Origin of the sequence: Acinetobacter sp. NIPH 284 (genome assembly GCF_000369425.1) — a bacterium.
Lineage (GTDB): Bacteria > Pseudomonadota > Gammaproteobacteria > Pseudomonadales > Moraxellaceae > Acinetobacter.
In genome coordinates, this window is sequence record NZ_KB850011.1 from 737,443 (window position 1) to 755,478 (window position 18,036).

Genomic DNA, 18,036 nt, shown 5'->3' on the forward strand with positions numbered 1-18,036 from the left:
TATTTATATCTCAAATAAGCAATTTCAATGCCACTTACATAAAACGATTATTTTTTCATCAGGATTAAGATCATTCAATAAATCGACAGTTGTTTCAGTCGTAAATACGTAATCTCAAGATCTTGGGCTTGCTAAATAGTGCTAGTTTTTTTATTGTGTCTGCTTTAGACCATTAAATTACGTATTTCGCTTATGTCATCCGTACAAGAAAAAGAAACTTCCAATAGCCTTTATCGCCAATGGCAGATATTGTCTCGTCTTTCTACAGGGAAATGGATGGGGACACGTGAATTACAAGAAACATTACAACGTGAAGGAATCGAAATTAGCCTTCGAACCATTCAGCGGGATTTAAATCAGATTGCTCAACGCTTTCCCATTGAAAGCAATAAGGCTGTACCGCAAGGTTGGCGTTGGCGTTCAGATGCACCCATCCAAAGCTTGCCACATATGACCAGCTCTCAAGCTGTCACCTTTATGATGGTAGAAGAGCATTTAAGACACTTACTTCCGCCAAGTTTACTTGAAGAAATGACACCTTGGTTTGATCTGGCAAAACGTAGTTTGTCTACACAAAACAATGTCAGACAATGGATCAATCGAGTTCGTATTGTTCCTGCTTCGCAACCATTAATCCCTCCGATGGTTGATAAACAAGCTCAACAAGCAATTTATGAAGGCTTACTACAAGATAAACAAATTGAATGTATATATCGAGCACGGACCAATTCAGGCGAAGATAAATCCTATATTTTAAATCCTTTAGCTTTGGTTCAAAAAGGTGCAGTAATTTATTTAATCTGTACCAGAAATGACAAAACTGAAGTACAAACTTTTGCCTTGCACCGCTTTAAAGCAGCAACTGTACTTGATAGCCGTGCTTTACATCCCGTAAATTTTGATATTGATAATTATATCGAATCAGGCGCGTTGGGCTTCCGTGTAGATTACAGCAAACCGACTGAACAAATTCAGCTCAAACTAACGATGACCGAAAGTACAGCAAAAAGCTTTTATGAAAGTCAGTTAAGTAAAGACCAAAAGATTACGCCGTTAGAAGAAAATATTGTTGAGGTTAGTGCAACAGTCGCTTTTACCTCTCAACTGGTTTGGTGGTTACGTAGCTTTGGCAAAAAGTTGCTCAATATTAAGCCAAGCGTTGTATATAATGCTGTGAAAGAGATAGAAGATTAATAAGGCAAAAGATTTAACGTAATTGGCTATCCTTACTTCCCCGCCGATTAAATAGTTCCAGTGCCTTACTCTTTTCCTCAAGTTGTTGCTGGCAACGAATACAATATTTCACGCCTTTCATCGCTTCACGGCGGGCTTGAGGAATGGGCTCGCCACATTCTTCACAATATAATGCGGCTTCTCCATCTTCATTATGAGAAAGACCTTGTCTTGCTTTTGCAATCGCATCATAAATTGTTGCATCAATCTGCTCCTGCTCTGCACCGTCACGTGCCCAACCACCCGCCATTGCTGATCTCGTTTCATTTTTATATCTTGTCAATTTAAAATTCTAATACCATTTTATTTAGCTCACAATACGATTATTTATAACGATCACAATTGCTGTGCTCTCCACTTCAAAGCACAACAGTTTTATTTTTAGAAAAAATAAGGGAATCAGTAGATTCCCCTAGATTTATTATTCGTTTTTTTATTTAACATTTAGGGTTATTCTTATTGTATTAAAATGTTCAAACCAATTCCTTTCCCCGCCTGATCAAAATTGGCTTGTACCTTTTTAATCGCCTTGATATAACCTAACATTGGCATGCCAGTTCACATCCATTATAGCGAATTGTTTTTTTCGTCATGGTTAAAACCCTCTTCGTTTGAATGTAGAGTGAATATAACGGGGATTTTCCACTCTGTGAAATAACAATGACTGGAATAAAAAGCTGATTTTTTGCTAGAGATTTTTGATATATAAATCCATAAAAATAAAAAAGCCCCTTTTAAAAAGAGGCTTTTGACGTTATCTATTCAGTTTAAGCTGAAAATGGATGACGTAAAATAATGGTTTCTGCACGATCTGGACCTGTAGAAACAATATCAATTGGGCATTCAATTAACTGCTCAAGACGTTTTACATAAGCTAACGCATTTGCAGGAAGTTGATCAATTTGAGTTAAGCCTACTGTAGACTCACTCCAACCTGGCATTGTTTCATAGATTGGTTTTAAGCTTTCAAATGAAATTGCATCAGAAGAACCTGCACAGCCTGAATCCACATCTTCATAGCCTACACAGATCTTGATTTCTTCTAAACCATCTAATACATCTAGCTTAGTCAAGCAAATACCAGACAATGAGTTCACTTCAACTGAACGACGTAGGATTTCAGCATCGAACCAGCCACAACGACGTTGACGACCTGTAGATGCACCAAATTCGTGCCCCACAGTACCTAAATGACGACCAATCGCATCACCAGTATCTGTAGCAGCATCGTAATGCAACTCAGTTGGGAATGGACCAGCACCTACACGTGTTGTATATGCTTTAGTAATACCTAATACATAATCTAAATGTAATGGACCCATACCAGAACCAGAACTTACGCCACCAGCGGTTGTATTCGAACTTGTTACAAACGGATAAGTACCATGATCGATGTCAAGCAATGAACCTTGAGCACCCTCAAACATAATTGACTTACCTTCTTTGCGGTAATCATGTAACACTTTAGTCACGTCAATCACTAATGGTGCAAGCACTTCACGCCATTGATTACAAAGCTCAAGTACATCTTCAAATTTAACTTCATCAACGCCATAGAATTGAGAAAGTTGGAAGTTATGCAGCTCTAGCATTTCCTTAAGTTTTTCTTCAAGTAATGCGCCACCACGAATTAAATCAGCTACACGTACAGCACGACGCGCAACTTTATCTTCATAAGCTGGACCAATGCCACGACCTGTTGTACCAATTTTGGCATTACCACGTTTTTTCTCACGTGCTTGGTCTAATGCAATATGGTTTGGCAAAATCAAAGGACAGTTTGGTGAAATACGTAAACGCTCTTTAACAGGTACGCCTTCCGCTTCCAGAATTGCCATTTCTTTGATTAATGCTTCAGGAGAAAGAACAACACCATTCCCGATTAAGCACAATACGTTTTCACGTAAAATACCTGATGGAATGAGGTGTAATACAGTCTTCTTACCACCGACGACAAGTGTGTGACCTGCATTGTGTCCACCTTGATAGCGTACGACCGCAGCCGCCTGATCTGTGAGCAGGTCGACGATCTTACCTTTACCCTCGTCGCCCCATTGGGTACCCAGTACCACAACATTTTTGCCCATAATAGCCTCATTACATCATGCTGTTAAAATTGGAAGCCAAGCTTTTTCAACTTAGCAATTAAATTTTTTCAATTACCCATTGCCCATTTTGCAACACCATTTGATGCGTCGCATAAGGTACAGAGCTTAAATCATCATTACCTAACAATTGCACTACACTTAAACCTTGAGTACGTGCATCAGCAATAGCATTCAATAGATCTTGTTGATTGCCTTTAGGAGCGACCACTGTTTCAATTTCAGCAAATTGTGTAGCGCCTAAAGCATATAAATCACAACTAAAACCTGTTGCTGGACGAGCACGACCAAAGTGCTCACCAATACCATCATAACGCCCACCCTGAGCAAGTGGCGCAGCGCGATTAGGCGCATAAATGGCATACATCAAACCCGTATGATAGTGGTAACTACGCAGTTCAATGACATCTATACCAATATCAAGGCTAGACCAGCGAGATCTTATTTCTGCAAAAGTTGTTTTCAATGCATCAAACGCATTTTTAAAATCAACATCATTTAAAATATTTGGACTTAAATGTGCTTGCAAAGCGTCTAGATCGCTTGCATAACGACCTAGAGCATAAAAATCAGTACCCATTGGCAAGTCTTGAGTAAATTCTTCTAATTCTGGTAAAGCCTTACGCTGATATAAATCAGACAGCTGATTTTCAGTATTTTTATTTAAACCAGCGCGCTTAACCAGACTACGGAATAAACCAACATGACCTAAGTCTAAGTGAACACCTTGTAAACTATCTGTTTTTTCCAACAAACCGAGCATAACATCAATCATTTCGACATCAGCTTCGATGCTGTCATGACCATATAGCTCCGCACCCAACTGGAGTGGGGCGCGTGTTGCATTAAAGTTTTGCGGTTTTGTATGAAGGACTGTACCTGCATAGCAATAACGAGCTACACCTTCAATTGGTCGAACATGCGCATCAATACGTGCAACTTGCGGTGTCATATCCGCTCGAACACCAAGCAAACGACCAGAAAGTTGATCAATAACTTTAAATGTAACCAAATCTAAATCTTGATTTGATTCTGAAAGTGAAGATAACGATTCGATGTATTCAATAAATGGGGTATATACCAATTGATAACCGCGAACTGCAAGAAAATCTAATGCTTGTCTACGCAAAGCTTCAACAACTTGCGCTTGTTCGGGCAATACATCTGCTACCCCGTCAGGGAGCAACCATGTCTCTGAAATGGTCATGTTCAAACCTAAAATCTGTTCAATGTGGAGGCATCCACACAAAAAGCAACCACATAAAAAAATCGGGTGAATGCCCGATTCAGCGTAGTGTAGCACGAAGATTTATATGATGCACCTGAGAATTTGAAGAAATATGATTGATTCAATTCTCTTTATCTTGAATCTTTACACTACATTTAACGAGTTAATTCAATAGATTGAAACTATTCACTAATATGAGAAACCCATGTTCTCGTCCCTAAGAACTGCCCGACATCTGAACTATCACCCTGCTTCCAGTTAATCAAGTTTAATTTTTTTACTGCATTAAGTTGAGTATTCAAAATAAACATGCAAAAAATTCTTTTAGAAAATTAGGCTTAGCTTGTTTATAGATGAAATTAAAACAGACGTACACATGGTTACTTTTTTATGGCAACTTATGAATACAAATAAATATTTAAAAGTTTTTATTACTTCCTTTAACCACAATTTCTAAAACATTCACCAGCTCAACATTTTGTTTTTCTAATGCAGCAATATTAGCAACAGTCCTATCTAAAACTTCTTGTTGTACATGCATTTTTTTAGCAAGATCCTGCATAATTTCCAAACTCTTTTTTAAATGCAACTCTAAATGCACTACTTTTTCTTCTAATTGCAAAACATGAATATCTTGGCTTTGTACAGTTGAAGTTTTAAACTGAAACCAAAATAAAAAAGCAACAGCCATCAATAAAACAATCAGAAAACCCCAAATCAACATCAATGTCATAATTTCATCCCCAAATTTTCTTTTTTAGGACTTACGCACTATTATTTATAGATTCTCTGTGGTAGGAGATGATTTTTATCGAGAATAAAGTCATCAATGAAGTCTTTGATGATTGGTCTAAATAATTTCTTCTGCCAACGATATACATTTTCAAAGATCCGCTCAAACTGGTTCTTTTGTATCTCGACGTAGGCCATCAAGGCTGCAAAAATATGATTCAAAATCAGTTTAGATCGTCTTACTTGAAACTTTTCAATATGACAAACCTGTTTAATCACTCGGTGATATTGCTCTATTTTCCAATGACTTGAATGTAATTCATGAAAACCCTCAAAGGACAATAAATCATCTTCATCTTGATGCACAATATAAAACCTCTGCTGTTCTTTTAACTGAGTCTTAAATAATTGTACAAAGCCAAAATCTTTGAGCCAGACCACTTGACCCTGATGAAAATCTGGCAATAAACGCAGTTGAAACCATTGTCCTTTTTCTGGGGAAACCTTACGGTTACAGTCGATACCAAACATAAATCGAATACCATATTTTCTTATGGTTTTTAGATTTCCAGTCGATGAATACCAACTATCACCTGTAATAAATTGAATCTTTGCACCCCAACTAAGTACTTCACTTAACATATCCATAAAGTAATCATTCTTGGTTTTACCCTCAGATTTGTCATAAATTCGGAAATTAATTGGAATATTTTGACCATTCTGATCTGTCGCATACAGGGTAATGAGATTAATCCCCTTGACGGATCGGTGGTGTTTGCCTGACCAAAAATAGCTAACCAAGTCCATATGTTGACTATATGGTTTATCTAAAACAGTATCATCAATACTGACTATAAGTTTATTATTATCAATATGTTGAATTGCTTCTTGATATAGGTCGTGAGGTGTGTAGTCTTCACGCTCCAGAAAGCGATTTACACTATCATGCGAGATATTATAAGTCTCGGCAAGTTGTGTGCAGCTAATAGAGTTCGGTTCTGTCATGAGAAAGCCCATATAAATGGGTAATGTACAAGTTGCTGTAGAAGCATGTTTAGTTCGTCTGATCACAGATACTTTATAAACTATTTTAATACTTTTTTGAATCCGTCAATGCGTAAGTCCTATTTTTAATATATGATCTGTTTAATTACAAAAAGATTCACACAAATCAAGTAGTCGATTCGCATATCCCCACTCATTATCATACCATGCAAACACTTTAGCTTGATGACCCACCACCATGGTTTGAGTTAAATCGACGATTAAAGAATAGGGCGAATGATTAAAATCACTTGAAACCAAATCTTCATCTGTCACTTGCATGATCTGCGCATAATCATATTGAGCTGCTTTACTCAAAACCTCATTGACTTTGTGTACTGTAATTGGTGAATGCGAAACAAAAGTTAAATCAATTGCTGCGACATTAATGGTCGGCACACGAATGGAATAACCATCAATTCGACCTTCCATTTTTGGCATGACTTGTTTTAATGCCCCTAATGCACTCGATGTGGTTGGAATAATATTTTGTCCTGAAGCTCGGGCACGACGTAAATCTCGATGTGCATGGTCTAATACCGATTGATCTGCTGTGACTGCATGGATTTCTGTCATTAAAGCGGTATCAATGCCAAAGGCATCATCAATAATTTTGACCAACGGAACCAAGGCCTGAGTAGTGCAAGATACACTCGAAATAATTTGATCAGTTACTTTCACATCATTGTGATTGACACCATAGACAATTGCAGCATCGACCGAATCAAAAGGTGCAGCCCCAATAATCACCCGCTTTGCCCCTGCTTCGACATGCCGAGTTGCATCAGCACGTGAACGGAATAGACCTGTACATTCCAATACAACATCTATTTTTAAATCTGCCCAAAGAAGTAATTCAGGTTGAGCCTGTTTAAATACCTGTAATTTTAATTGTCGTTGATGGGACTGAATATTTAAAAATATCTGTTCATTTTCAATCTGAATTTCAACTTGACCTGCAAAACGTCCATGCGTGGTATCGTATTTAAACAAATGTACCAAAGTCTGCACATCGGCAATGTCGTTGATAGCAACGATATCAAATTGAAATTGTTTTGGACTCTCAAACCACGCACGTAATACATTTCGACCAATTCGACCAAATCCATTGATAGCGATACGTTGCATGCAGAGCCCTTTCATCAAAACATCATCTTTTCTATGCTATATGGTAAAACATGAACAGCGCTATTGAATATAGATTTTTAGTTTAAACACAGTTTTATATGATATTGCTTGTAAAATCGTTGGTTGGGATCATATTTTCCGTTATAATTTAGCACTTTTAAAAATTATGGACGCTTGGTTGTGAGTACTCGTTTTATGACATCCGCTGAAATCCGTGAAGCATTTTTGCGTTACTTCGAATCGCAAGGGCATACACGTGTTGCTTCGAGTTCTCTCGTTCCTGCCAACGACCCAACTTTACTGTTTACCAATGCTGGTATGAACCAGTTTAAAGATTGTTTCTTAGGTTTAGAAAAGCGTGATTATGTTCGTGCTGTTTCATCTCAAAAATGTGTACGTGCAGGCGGCAAACACAATGACCTCGACAATGTAGGTTATACCGCACGTCATCACACTTTCTTTGAAATGTTAGGTAACTTTTCTTTCGGTGATTATTTTAAAGAAAATGCACTGAAATTTGCTTGGGAATTTTTAACCAGCGAACAGTGGTTAGGCTTACCGAAAGATCGTTTATATGTCACGGTTTATCATACCGATGATGAAGCATTTGATATCTGGAACAAAGAAATCGGAATCGATGCTGAACGTATCATTCGTATTGGCGATAACAAAGGCGGAAAATACGCATCTGATAATTTCTGGGCAATGGGTGATACAGGTCCTTGTGGTCCGTGTTCTGAAATTTTCTATGATCATGGTGATCATATCTGGGGTGGCTTACCAGGCTCACCTGAAGAAGATGGCGACCGTTTCATCGAAATCTGGAACAACGTTTTCATGCAGTTTAACCGTACTGCGGATGGTGTAATGCACCCTCTTCCAGCACCTTCTGTAGATACAGGTATGGGCTTGGAGCGTATTTCTGCAGTTCTGCAACATGTCAATTCAAACTATGAAATTGATCTGTTCCAGCACCTGTTAAAAGCTGCTGCTGAAATCATTGGTTTGGATACCACTGCAATTGAAGCTGAAGCGAAAGCTCAAAATAAACCAGTTGAATACCCAGCTTCTTTAAAAGTGATTGCAGATCATGCACGTTCATGCTCATTCTTGATTGCTGACGGTGTTAATCCTTCAAATGAAGGTCGTGGTTATGTGTTGCGTCGTATCATTCGTCGTGCAGTGCGTCATGGTAACAAGCTCGGTGCAACTGGTTCATTCTTCTACAAGATGTTGCAACCGCTAATTGAAGTCATGGGTGAAGCATATCCTGAACTTGCAGCACAACAGGCACGCATTGAAGCGCAACTGCTGAAAGAAGAAGAGCAATTTGCGAAAACACTTGAACAAGGCTTGAAATTACTTGAAGGTGAATTGGCTCAGCTAAAAGGCAATGTGATTGCTGGTGAAACTGTATTTAAACTTTACGACACTTACGGTTTCCCGACTGACTTAACTGCTGATATCGCGCGTGAACGTGATCTTACAATTGACGAAGCTGGCTTCGAAGTTGAAATGGCTGCACAACGTCAACGTGCACGTGATGCTGGTAAGTTTGCAGTTGATTATAACAACATTGTAAAAGTTGAAGGCGAAACTCAATTTGACGGTTATGATGCAACTCAAGGTCAAGGTCAAATTGTTGCGATCTATAAAGATGGCATTCAAGTTGATGAAATCAACGAAGGTGACGAAGCACTCATCGTATTGAACCAAACCCCTTTCTATGCAGAAAGTGGTGGTCAGATTGGTGACACTGGTATTTTCAAAAACGATACCGGTATCTTTGAAGTTCAAGATACCAAAAAATCTGGTGGTGCTTTTGTACACCAAGGTATCGTCACTATGGGTAGCCTCAAAGCAACTCAAAATGTAGAAGCAACGGTTAAAGCAGATATTCGTGCAGCAACAGCACGCAACCACTCTGCAACTCACCTTCTGCACGCAGCTTTACGTCAAATTCTGGGTGAACATGTTCAACAGAAAGGTTCTTTGGTTGCAAGTGATATTTTGCGTTTCGACTTTGCTAATGACCAACCTGTTTCATTTGAACAATTGCAACAGATTGAGCGTTTAGTCAATGCTGAAGTGATTGCAAATACGGCAGTAAGCACTGAATTACTTGATATTGAATCGGCGAAGGCCAAAGGCGCAATGATGCTTTTTGGTGAAAAGTATGGCGAAGAAGTTCGTGTACTTTCTATGGGTTCTATTATTGAAGAGAAAAACTTCTCTATTGAACTTTGTGGTGGCATTCATGTTAAGCGCACAGGTGATATTGGTTTATTCAAGATCACTTCTGAAGGTGGTGTAGCAGCTGGTGTTCGCCGTATTGAAGCCGTAACGGGTACCAAAGCACTTGAAGTTGTGCAAAAAGCTGAAGCTGATATTCAGACGATCAATGCTTTATTGAAAGCGCAAAAAGATCAAACTGTTGAAAAAGTTGAATCAATTGTTGAAACAGCATCAAGTCTGCAAAAGCAAATTGAACAATTGAATCAAAAATTAGCCAGCTTCCAAGCAGCTGATTTATTAGATCAAGTGAAAGAAATTGCTGGTCGTCAAACACTTATCACATCAGTAAAAGGTTTAGATGCCAAATCATTACGCAATCTTCATGACAGCGTAAAATCAAAATTGGAAGATGCAGTCATTATTTTAGCTGGTGTTGACGGTGATAAAGTGAGTTTAATCGCCTCTGTCGCTAAACAATACGCTGCAACTCTAAAAGCAGGTGACATCATCAAACATTTAGCTCAAGAGCTTGGTGGCAAAGGTGGTGGTAAACCTGACTTAGCACAAGGTGGCGCGCCACTTAACGAGAAGTTTGATCAAGTAATCGCAGCATTGCCTGCTTGGCTTGAGCAATAATAACAACTTCACTTTTGTGTAACTGACCCTGATGCCTCTCAGGGTCATGGCTTATATGGAACAACTATGGCATTAATCGTTCAAAAATATGGCGGTACCTCTATGGGTACTCCTGAGCGCATTTTAAATGTTGCTCATCGTGTCAAGCGTTGGCATGATCACGGTCACAAAGTGGTCGTGGTTGTATCGGCAATGAGTGGTGAAACCAACCGCTTACTTGCGCTTGCTAAAGCCATTACTAGCACCCCTAACCCACGTGAACTTGATCAAATGGTGTCTACGGGTGAGCAAGTAACGATTTCCATGTTAGCTATGGCACTGAATTCTATTGGTGTAGAAGCTAAATCATACACTGGACGTCAAGTTGGTATTAAAACTGACAGCGCATTTACCAAAGCGCGTATCGAATCTATTGATACCGATGTCATGACAGCTGACTTAGATGCTGGTCGTGTGATTGTTGTCGCAGGTTTCCAAGGCTTTGATGCTGAAGGAAATATTACAACATTAGGTCGTGGCGGCTCAGATACCTCTGGTGTAGCGCTTGCAGCTGCATTAAAAGCAGATGAATGCCAAATTTACACAGATGTGGATGGTGTTTATACCACTGATCCTCGTGTTGCACCTAAAGCGAAAAAAGTTGACCGTATCTCTTTTGAAGAAATGCTTGAAATGGCATCTTTAGGTTCAAAAGTTTTACAAATTCGTTCGGTTGAATTCGCAGGCAAATATCAGGTTCCATTACGTGTATTATCAAGCTTTGATAATGACAATGACGGCGCATTTGATGAAGATTTCAAACAAAACGTAGGCACATTAATCACGACTGAGGCAGAAGACGACATGGAACAACCAATTATTGCAGGCATTGCATTTAACCGTGACGAAGCAAAATTAACGATTTTGGGTGTTCCAGATGAACCAGGCATTGCCTCTAAAATCTTATCCCCGATTAGTAATGCTAACATTGAAGTGGATATGATTATCCAAAATGTTGAAGAAGATGGTACTACTGATTTTACCTTTACTGTAAATCGCAATGATCTTGCTAAAGCTAAAGCAATCTTGGACCAAACAGCAAGCAGCATTGAAGGCTGTGAAGTTGTCACTCGCGATGACATCGTAAAAGTGTCTATTGTTGGTGTAGGTATGCGCTCACATGCTGGTGTAGCAAGCAAAATGTTTACAGCTCTTGCGGATGAAAGCATTAATATCCTCATGATTTCTACTTCAGAAATTAAGATTTCTGTCATCATTGAAGAAAACTACTTAGAGCTTGCTGTACGTTGCCTACATACTGCTTTTGGTTTAGACCGTGAACATGGCGAAAGCAGTGCACGTGCTTAATTCATAGCACAATAAACATATTTACTTTCAAGTAAATGGTAAAAAATACAGAGCCACTATAGTTTTTATTACAGTGGCTCTGTTATATTAAGTTGTGAGGTTTTTCAGAAAAACTCGGCAGAACTTACGAAAAAAAGCTGTTTTTTACATATTTCTGTTAAAATTTTCTGTATATTAAGGCTGTGCTTTCAAATAATGAATTCCCTGTCGCAAGTTTAAGCGTTTAGCAAGGAGATAAACATGCTGATTCTGACCCGTCGTGTCGGAGAAACATTAATGATTGGGGATCAAGTCAGTGTTACTGTGCTTGGCGTAAAAGGTAATCAGGTGCGTATTGGTGTAAATGCTCCAAAAGAAGTTTCCGTGCATCGTGAGGAAATTTACCAACGTATCCAACATGAACGTGCTATGCATGAGCATTTACAACATCTTGATCAAGATTATCAACTTTCTTTTGAAGAAGATAATAACGATTTCACTCGACATAATAACTTCAATCGTTAATGTACAGAATTCTTCTCTAACAACTAAAGCGACTAATCATTAGTCGCTTTAGTTGTTTATGGAGACTCATTTATATATTTATAAACCCAGTGCTTTTTTTACTGGCGCATAACTACGACGATGTTGATCAATCACCCCATACGCTGCAATTGCTTCAAAATGTGCTTTGGTTGGATAGCCTTTATGTTTTGCAAAACCGTAATTCGGGTATTTCTGATCTAGTTCATACATTTGACGGTCACGTGTTACTTTAGCCAAGATACTTGCTGCACTAATCTCAGCATGACTCGCATCCCCACCAACAATCGCCTCACACAATATTTCAATTCCTTTCGGAATTTGGTTGCCATCAACAATCACTTTTTCAGGCTGAATGTTTAAGGTATCTACAGCACGACGCATGGCTAAAAAAGTTGCCTGTAAAATATTAATTTCGTCAATTTCTGAGTGGGAAGCTTCTGCAATTGACCAAGCTAAGGCCTTCTCTTGAATTTCTAAGAAAAGTTTTTCACGTTTCTTTTCAGTTAATTTTTTAGAATCATTTAAACCATCAATCGGATTATTGGGATCTAAAATTACCGCAGCAGCAACAACTGAACCGACCAAAGGCCCACGCCCTGCCTCATCTACACCAGCAACAAACATGATATTACTCACAAAGATTAGCTGCTTCAGAGCAACTAATTACAACCTATTTAAACTGTTGTATTTTATCACTTCTGATACGCAAGCGTTCATCGTTTTTGCGACAGCAACTCCTGTTAATGCTGTTCTAGCTTTTGAACCAACTGCCGCTAAAGCAAGCTCTGATGGAGATAATACAGTAGGTGCATTTTTACCAACACATTTACAAATTTGCTTTTTCTTCTGTTGTTTTTGGTTCTTGGTCATTAATTTACTTGCAACTTTCTAAGCCGCGAAATCATCGATATCATGAGTACACTTGGTTTGTGCTGCACATTGTATTGCTGACGTACCCATTTTCAGTTTAGTTGGTTCAGCACTTTGTGCGTCAACACCTGCAAATAAGGTAAAGAAAGAGAAAAGAATAAAAAAATTGTTCTTATTCATACAAAACCTATTCTAAACGTAGGTATTTTTACAATTTAATCATATAAGTCTATTAACACGATCTCCAATTACAAGACCATATCAATTTCATGTAAAAAAGCAGAACCAAGTCAAACTTAGCTCTGCTTAGCGTATTTCATCAGAATTATTTCTTCAACACTTCTGCGACACAGGCATTTACTGTTTTAGAAACAACTTGATTTACAATCGTTGCACGCGCTGTAGGATCAATCGCAGCTGTGGCCAATTCAACAGTCGTTACACTATTTGGTGCTTTTTCACTAACACATCCACATACATTCGTTTGAATGTTTTCACGTTGCTCAGATGTCATTAAACGCGTCGCTGTTTTCCATGCTGGTAATGTATTGATCTCATTAATACATTTTGCATTCACAGCAATTTTTAATGCAGCCATACCTAGCTGCTGAGATGTTGTTGCAGTGGAATTATTAGTATTTGGCGCAACGCACCCATTTAAAGCAAATAACATAGGTACGATAAAGAATAATTTTTTCACGAACTCAAACCTGTATCCAAAATTTTAGCACGCGTATTGTGCCTAAAGGATGACTTGAAAGAAATGACTGTGTAGATTCTTTACATAATATAACAATCAAGTTGCATTTTACTTACTGCTCTACACGTAAAACGCTCTGTTACATATACACTGTATATGAAGAAAAATGAGCTATTTAAAATCGTAAAACTCATATTCACCGCTAGGATGTTGCGATGTCAACCTCAGCACAATATTACACTCGCACAGCGCAAATTTTACACTGGCTGATGGCAGCTATTTTTATCACAGCTTGGCTGATCGGCTTTTACAGTGGGAATTTTCTCAGCTATGACGTTGATGGAAGCTTCAAAGGCAATGTTATTACACTACATAAAAATATAGCCACCACCATTATCTTTCTGGTTGTGATTCGAATTTTTTGGCGTTATACCCACCCAGTCCCTAAACTACCAAACACCATGTCACCTATGATGAAGACTTTGGCTCATATCGGCCATTTCTTACTGTATCTCATGCTACTTGCGCTACCAATTACCGGCTGTTTATTTAGCTGGAGTGCTGGACATCCAGCTCCTGTTTTATATTTATTTGAAATTCCTCGCCTAGTTCAAGATAATCCTGAATTGCTTGAAATAGTGAAACCATTACACATTTATCTTTCTTGGTTTGCAGGTTTACTTATTGTTGGTCATGCTTTAGCAGCAATAAAACATCACATGATTGATAAAGATAATGTCTTATTGAGTATGTTGCGCCAACCTAAATAAATCCTGACACATAAAAAAACCGCTTAACGCGGTTTTTTACATTTAAATCTTTTTTACTTCTGCAATCCATTTCTGTTTCTCATCATCAGAAATAAAGGATGCCTCAAAAGAGTTAATTGCAAGTTGCTTAAGCTCATCATTCGATAAATCTAAAGCCTGCTGAATTGCTACAAAGTTATCATTCATATAACCACCGAAATATGAAGGATCATCCGAGTTTACAGTAACATGCACACCTTTTTGTAATAAACGGCGGATGTTATGCTCACCCATGTCATTGACAACACAAAGCTTTAAATTACTTAAAGGGCAAACTGTTAATGGCATTTTTTCTGCGATTAAACGTACCATTAACTGCTCATCTTCTTCTGAGCGAACACCATGATCAATACGGTTTACTTTGAGTAAATCCAAAGCTTCCCAGATATATTCTGGGGGGCCTTCTTCACCTGCATGTGCCACAATCAAGAAACCTGCTTCACGTGCTTTAGCAAAAACACGTTCAAATTTCGAAGGAGGATGCCCTACTTCGCTTGAATCTAAACCAATTGCAATAATGTCATCTTTAAATGGCAAGGCTTGCTCAAGTGTTTCAAATGCTTTTTCTTCACTTAAATGACGCAAAAAGCACATGATCAATTGAGAACTAATCCCTAATTTTTCTTGAGCATCTTTACAAGCACGCTTTAAACCTGCCAGTACCGTTGCAAATTCAACCCCACGCTCAGTATGTGTTTGTGGGTCGAAGAACATCTCTGTATGCACGACACGATCTTCAGCACATTTCTCGAAATATGCCCAAGCTAGATCATAAAAATCTTGTTCATGCACCAGCACGTTCGCACCAGCATAATAGATATCAAGAAATGATTGAAGATTATGGAAGTTGTAGGCTTGCTTTACTTCCTCAACTGATTGATACGGAATCTGAATCTGATTACGCTGTGCAATTGCAAACATCAGTTCTGGTTCAAAAGTCCCTTCAATATGCACATGCAATTCGGCTTTGGGTAAAGCACGAATCAGCTCGATTTGATTCATATTAACTCCATGTTTAAATAAAAAAGGGTGTTGCCTGTTCGGTACACCCTCTAAAGGTTTTATCAATAACTTTTAAATGGCTTAACCACCAAATGCAATAAATTTAAATACCCACAGTGCAGCAATAATCCAAACCATGTAAGGAACTGTTTTTGCTTTGCCTGTAAATAATTTGACTAATGCATAACTAATAAAGCCCATTGCAATACCATCCGCAATTGAATACGTAAATGGCATAAATACAATCGTTAAAAATGCAGGTACTGCTTCTGTAATATCATCCCAATCAATATGTGTGATTCCTTGAATCATCAACACACCGATAAATAATAATGCAGGAGCTGTTGCAAAACTTGGAACAGATTGAGCTAATGGTGCCAAGAATAAGCAGCCAATAAATAAGAATGCAACGACAACGGCAGTCAAACCTGTACGACCACCCGCAGCAACACCAGAGGCAGATTCGATATAAGGTGTGGTTGAAGATGTACCTAATGCTGCGCCTGCAACAATTGCTGTTGAATCAGCAAACAACGCTTTCTTCAAACGAGGTAACTTACCATCTTGTAGTAAACCTGCACGGTGCGATACACCAACCAAAGTCCCTGTACTATCAAATAAATCGACAATAAAGAAGACAAAAATCACACCAACCATACTTGCAGTAAATAAACCTTCAAAGTCCATTTGCATAAAGGTGGGTGCAATCGATGGAATTTGTCCAACAACACCTTTAAATTCATTTAAGCCTAAAGCTGTCGCTATTCCAGTCACAGCAAGAATACTAATGATGATCGCACCACGAACTTTTAACTGGTGTAAAACCACAATCATTAAAAAGCCAAATAAAGCTAGTAAAACCGTAGGTTGCTTGATATTTCCCAGACCAACTAAAGTCGCTGGATTGTCTACAATGATGCCTGCATTTTTAAGTGCAATGAGGGCAAGAAATAAACCAATACCCCCGCCAATCGCAAATTTAAGCGACATAGGAATAGCATTGACAATCGCTTCACGAATTTTAAAAAAGCTGATTGCCAAAAAGATTAAACCTGATACAAAAACAGCCGCAAGCGCCGTCTGCCAAGGCACACCCATGCCTAAACAGACCGAATAGGTAAAGTAGGCATTTAGGCCCATCCCCGGTGCAAGTGCGATTGGATAATTGGCAACAATCCCCATTACCAAGCAACCAATAGCAGCAGCTAAACAGGTTGCAACAAACACGGCACCATGATCCATTCCAGTTTCGGAAAGAATAAGTGGGTTTACAATAATGATGTAACACATCGTCAAAAATGTAGTTACACCCGCTAGAACTTCTGTTCTGAAGTTGGTTTTGTTCTCACTTAATTTAAATAAGCGTTCTAAAACACCAACCGAAGCATTAGGCGTTGTCATAACATAGCACCTGTTAAAATCTGAGATCTTAGGAATTGAAATCTATACACTTGCATTTCAATCTTTTTTGAATTTGCGAAATGGCATACACAACGACAAAGCAATCTCTATGCCAGCCAAATGCTTGTGACACCAACAAGATGTATAAATCTGACCCGCTATCAAAATGTAAAAAGCTGCATAACAAGATGCAGCTTTTTATTCAATGGTAAATATTTTAACAGATTTTAAGCAAAACTTGATGGCTTCAAATCAAAAAAAAGCCTAGTTATCATACATTCTAGAAAGACACATACACTGAATTGCAATAATTATTGATTAATATCAATGACTATTGATCGTTCTTATACGATGACAAATGTGTATGCTTGATATAATTAGGATTATTCTGGATCATATGCAAACTGTGTTCCGCATCATTTACAATTTTCGTAAGCTCTTGGCGTCTTTTATCTTGGGCATCTACATATGCAGCGTAACCTAAAACAACAATCGAACAAACAACAAGCAATGGAAGGAATTTCTTCATTATTATCTCTATTGTATGCTTTTCTTGAATATTAACAATAATAAACAAAAAAGAGAATTAATTAACATTAAATAATCAAAAATTAGAAATAAATCACAATTATATGATTGTTTATGAATTGATTTTGTATATTTTTCATCCAAATAAATCTTAAATTATTTATATTCTTAATGCAATTGCATTTTATATAATTCAATTAGATAGCTTGAAATTTAAGCATTTTTTATAACATTTGTTAAAATTAAAGATGGATTATTATCAAAAATCAACTCTGTACACGACAAATTTCATAGAGCCCTTGTCCTATCAGGCTTTTTCTTTCTTAAAATTGCGAGCACTTTCTTAAATTCTTCTTTTTTTCCAAAACCAATCAAACGTAGAATAGCCATCTGAACATAGTCTAAACCGTATCGAAATAAACTGACTGAAAGTCGTCCATGCTTCTTTATTTTTATCGCTTTTTTTCGATCATGTTGCCATTCACCTGTTAAATAGCACCAACAGAAACCGAT

At 38.0% G+C, this 18,036-nt stretch carries 18 protein-coding genes and 1 pseudogene; 5 read left to right on the forward strand and 14 right to left on the reverse strand.

Features of this window, described 5'->3' with window-relative positions:
- Positions 1-192: 192 nt before the first annotated feature.
- Entirely contained in the window at positions 193-1,194 is a 1,002-nt protein-coding gene (locus F908_RS16185; protein ID WP_005160970.1) for a helix-turn-helix transcriptional regulator, read from the forward strand.
- 13 nt (positions 1,195-1,207) lie between these two features.
- Here the strand turns inward: F908_RS16185 and F908_RS09550 are convergent, their stop codons facing one another.
- From F908_RS09550 to F908_RS09575, 6 genes are all read right to left on the reverse strand, one after another.
- Positions 1,208-1,483 carry a DksA/TraR family C4-type zinc finger protein gene (locus F908_RS09550; protein ID WP_005160973.1) on the reverse strand — a complete coding sequence of 92 codons (276 nt, stop codon included), beginning with the start codon at positions 1,481-1,483 and terminating at the stop codon, positions 1,208-1,210.
- A gap of 517 nt (positions 1,484-2,000) precedes the next feature.
- Complete coding sequence (locus F908_RS09555; RefSeq protein WP_005160977.1) at positions 2,001-3,320, reverse strand: adenylosuccinate synthase; 1,320 nt, start codon at positions 3,318-3,320, stop codon at positions 2,001-2,003.
- Between the two features lie 58 nt (positions 3,321-3,378).
- The gene (locus tag F908_RS09560; protein WP_005160980.1) at positions 3,379-4,545 is read right to left on the reverse strand and encodes an ATP phosphoribosyltransferase regulatory subunit; all 1,167 of its coding nucleotides are present in this window, start codon (positions 4,543-4,545) and stop codon (positions 3,379-3,381) included.
- A 439-nt stretch (positions 4,546-4,984) separates the two neighbouring features.
- The gene (locus F908_RS09565; protein ID WP_005160981.1) at positions 4,985-5,299 is read right to left on the reverse strand and encodes a hypothetical protein; all 315 of its coding nucleotides are present in this window, start codon (positions 5,297-5,299) and stop codon (positions 4,985-4,987) included.
- Positions 5,300-5,340: 41 nt separating this feature from the next.
- On the reverse strand, positions 5,341-6,369 hold the full coding sequence (locus F908_RS09570) for an IS701 family transposase (protein ID WP_081399852.1): 1,029 nt from the start codon (positions 6,367-6,369) through the stop codon (positions 5,341-5,343).
- A 75-nt stretch (positions 6,370-6,444) separates the two neighbouring features.
- A complete protein-coding gene (locus tag F908_RS09575) occupies positions 6,445-7,470 on the reverse strand; it encodes a type I glyceraldehyde-3-phosphate dehydrogenase (protein ID WP_005160984.1) in 1,026 nt (341 codons plus the stop codon).
- 180 nt (positions 7,471-7,650) lie between these two features.
- Here F908_RS09575 and alaS point away from each other — a divergent pair, with 180 nt between their 5' ends.
- From alaS to csrA, 3 genes are all read left to right on the forward strand, one after another.
- A complete protein-coding gene (alaS, locus tag F908_RS09580) occupies positions 7,651-10,341 on the forward strand; it encodes an alanine--tRNA ligase (RefSeq protein WP_171063563.1) in 2,691 nt (896 codons plus the stop codon).
- A 66-nt stretch (positions 10,342-10,407) separates the two neighbouring features.
- Complete coding sequence (locus tag F908_RS09585) at positions 10,408-11,688, forward strand: aspartate kinase (protein WP_005160988.1); 1,281 nt, start codon at positions 10,408-10,410, stop codon at positions 11,686-11,688.
- Positions 11,689-11,928: 240 nt separating this feature from the next.
- Positions 11,929-12,192 (forward strand): carbon storage regulator CsrA, encoded by a 264-nt coding sequence (gene csrA, locus F908_RS09590; protein WP_004661337.1) that lies wholly within the window; start codon positions 11,929-11,931, stop codon positions 12,190-12,192.
- Positions 12,193-12,270: 78 nt separating this feature from the next.
- On the opposite strand, the gene rnhB is transcribed toward csrA, so the two are convergent.
- The 4 genes from rnhB to F908_RS09605 all read right to left on the reverse strand — a co-directional run bounded on the left by rnhB (position 12,271) and on the right by F908_RS09605 (position 13,783).
- Entirely contained in the window at positions 12,271-12,837 is a 567-nt protein-coding gene (rnhB, locus tag F908_RS09595; protein ID WP_005160993.1) for a ribonuclease HII, read from the reverse strand.
- Between the two features lie 39 nt (positions 12,838-12,876).
- Complete coding sequence (locus F908_RS16290) at positions 12,877-13,083, reverse strand: hypothetical protein (RefSeq protein WP_005160996.1); 207 nt, start codon at positions 13,081-13,083, stop codon at positions 12,877-12,879.
- 18 nt (positions 13,084-13,101) lie between these two features.
- Positions 13,102-13,263: a hypothetical protein gene (locus tag F908_RS16295; RefSeq protein ID WP_005160999.1), complete on the reverse strand. Its 162-nt coding sequence runs from the start codon at positions 13,261-13,263 to the stop codon at positions 13,102-13,104.
- A gap of 145 nt (positions 13,264-13,408) precedes the next feature.
- On the reverse strand, positions 13,409-13,783 hold the full coding sequence (locus F908_RS09605) for a hypothetical protein (protein ID WP_005161007.1): 375 nt from the start codon (positions 13,781-13,783) through the stop codon (positions 13,409-13,411).
- Between the two features lie 215 nt (positions 13,784-13,998).
- On the opposite strand from F908_RS09605, the gene F908_RS09610 reads away from it, so the two are divergent.
- On the forward strand, positions 13,999-14,553 hold the full coding sequence (locus tag F908_RS09610) for a cytochrome b (protein ID WP_005161010.1): 555 nt from the start codon (positions 13,999-14,001) through the stop codon (positions 14,551-14,553).
- Between the two features lie 42 nt (positions 14,554-14,595).
- Here F908_RS09610 and F908_RS09615 read toward each other — a convergent pair whose 3' ends face one another.
- From F908_RS09615 to F908_RS16515, 4 genes and pseudogenes are all read right to left on the reverse strand, one after another.
- On the reverse strand, positions 14,596-15,594 hold the full coding sequence (locus tag F908_RS09615; protein WP_005161014.1) for an adenosine deaminase: 999 nt from the start codon (positions 15,592-15,594) through the stop codon (positions 14,596-14,598).
- An 81-nt stretch (positions 15,595-15,675) separates the two neighbouring features.
- A complete protein-coding gene (locus tag F908_RS09620) occupies positions 15,676-16,995 on the reverse strand; it encodes an NCS2 family permease (protein WP_005161017.1) in 1,320 nt (439 codons plus the stop codon).
- Between the two features lie 331 nt (positions 16,996-17,326).
- A complete protein-coding gene (locus F908_RS16300; RefSeq protein WP_005161023.1) occupies positions 17,327-17,524 on the reverse strand; it encodes a hypothetical protein in 198 nt (65 codons plus the stop codon).
- A gap of 391 nt (positions 17,525-17,915) precedes the next feature.
- Positions 17,916-18,036, reverse strand: a pseudogene (locus F908_RS16515) (IS4 family transposase); the annotation flags it as partial.

Coding starts and splice junctions, on each gene's coding strand:
- F908_RS09615 (WP_005161014.1), bottom strand. CDS start 15,594: ATGAATCAAATCGAGCTGATTCGTGCTTTACCCAAAGCCGAATTGCAT.
- csrA (WP_004661337.1), top strand. CDS start 11,929: ATGCTGATTCTGACCCGTCGTGTCGGAGAAACATTAATGATTGGGGAT.
- F908_RS09610 (WP_005161010.1), top strand. CDS start 13,999: ATGTCAACCTCAGCACAATATTACACTCGCACAGCGCAAATTTTACAC.
- F908_RS09555 (WP_005160977.1), bottom strand. CDS start 3,320: ATGGGCAAAAATGTTGTGGTACTGGGTACCCAATGGGGCGACGAGGGT.
- rnhB (WP_005160993.1), bottom strand. CDS start 12,837: ATGTTTGTTGCTGGTGTAGATGAGGCAGGGCGTGGGCCTTTGGTCGGT.
- F908_RS09585 (WP_005160988.1), top strand. CDS start 10,408: ATGGCATTAATCGTTCAAAAATATGGCGGTACCTCTATGGGTACTCCT.
- F908_RS16290 (WP_005160996.1), bottom strand. CDS start 13,083: ATGACCAAGAACCAAAAACAACAGAAGAAAAAGCAAATTTGTAAATGT.
- F908_RS09560 (WP_005160980.1), bottom strand. CDS start 4,545: ATGACCATTTCAGAGACATGGTTGCTCCCTGACGGGGTAGCAGATGTA.
- F908_RS09550 (WP_005160973.1), bottom strand. CDS start 1,483: ATGGCGGGTGGTTGGGCACGTGACGGTGCAGAGCAGGAGCAGATTGAT.
- F908_RS16185 (WP_005160970.1), top strand. CDS start 193: ATGTCATCCGTACAAGAAAAAGAAACTTCCAATAGCCTTTATCGCCAA.
- F908_RS16295 (WP_005160999.1), bottom strand. CDS start 13,263: ATGAATAAGAACAATTTTTTTATTCTTTTCTCTTTCTTTACCTTATTT.
- F908_RS09575 (WP_005160984.1), bottom strand. CDS start 7,470: ATGCAACGTATCGCTATCAATGGATTTGGTCGAATTGGTCGAAATGTA.
- F908_RS09565 (WP_005160981.1), bottom strand. CDS start 5,299: ATGACATTGATGTTGATTTGGGGTTTTCTGATTGTTTTATTGATGGCT.
- F908_RS09620 (WP_005161017.1), bottom strand. CDS start 16,995: ATGACAACGCCTAATGCTTCGGTTGGTGTTTTAGAACGCTTATTTAAA.
- F908_RS16300 (WP_005161023.1), bottom strand. CDS start 17,524: ATGAAGAAATTCCTTCCATTGCTTGTTGTTTGTTCGATTGTTGTTTTA.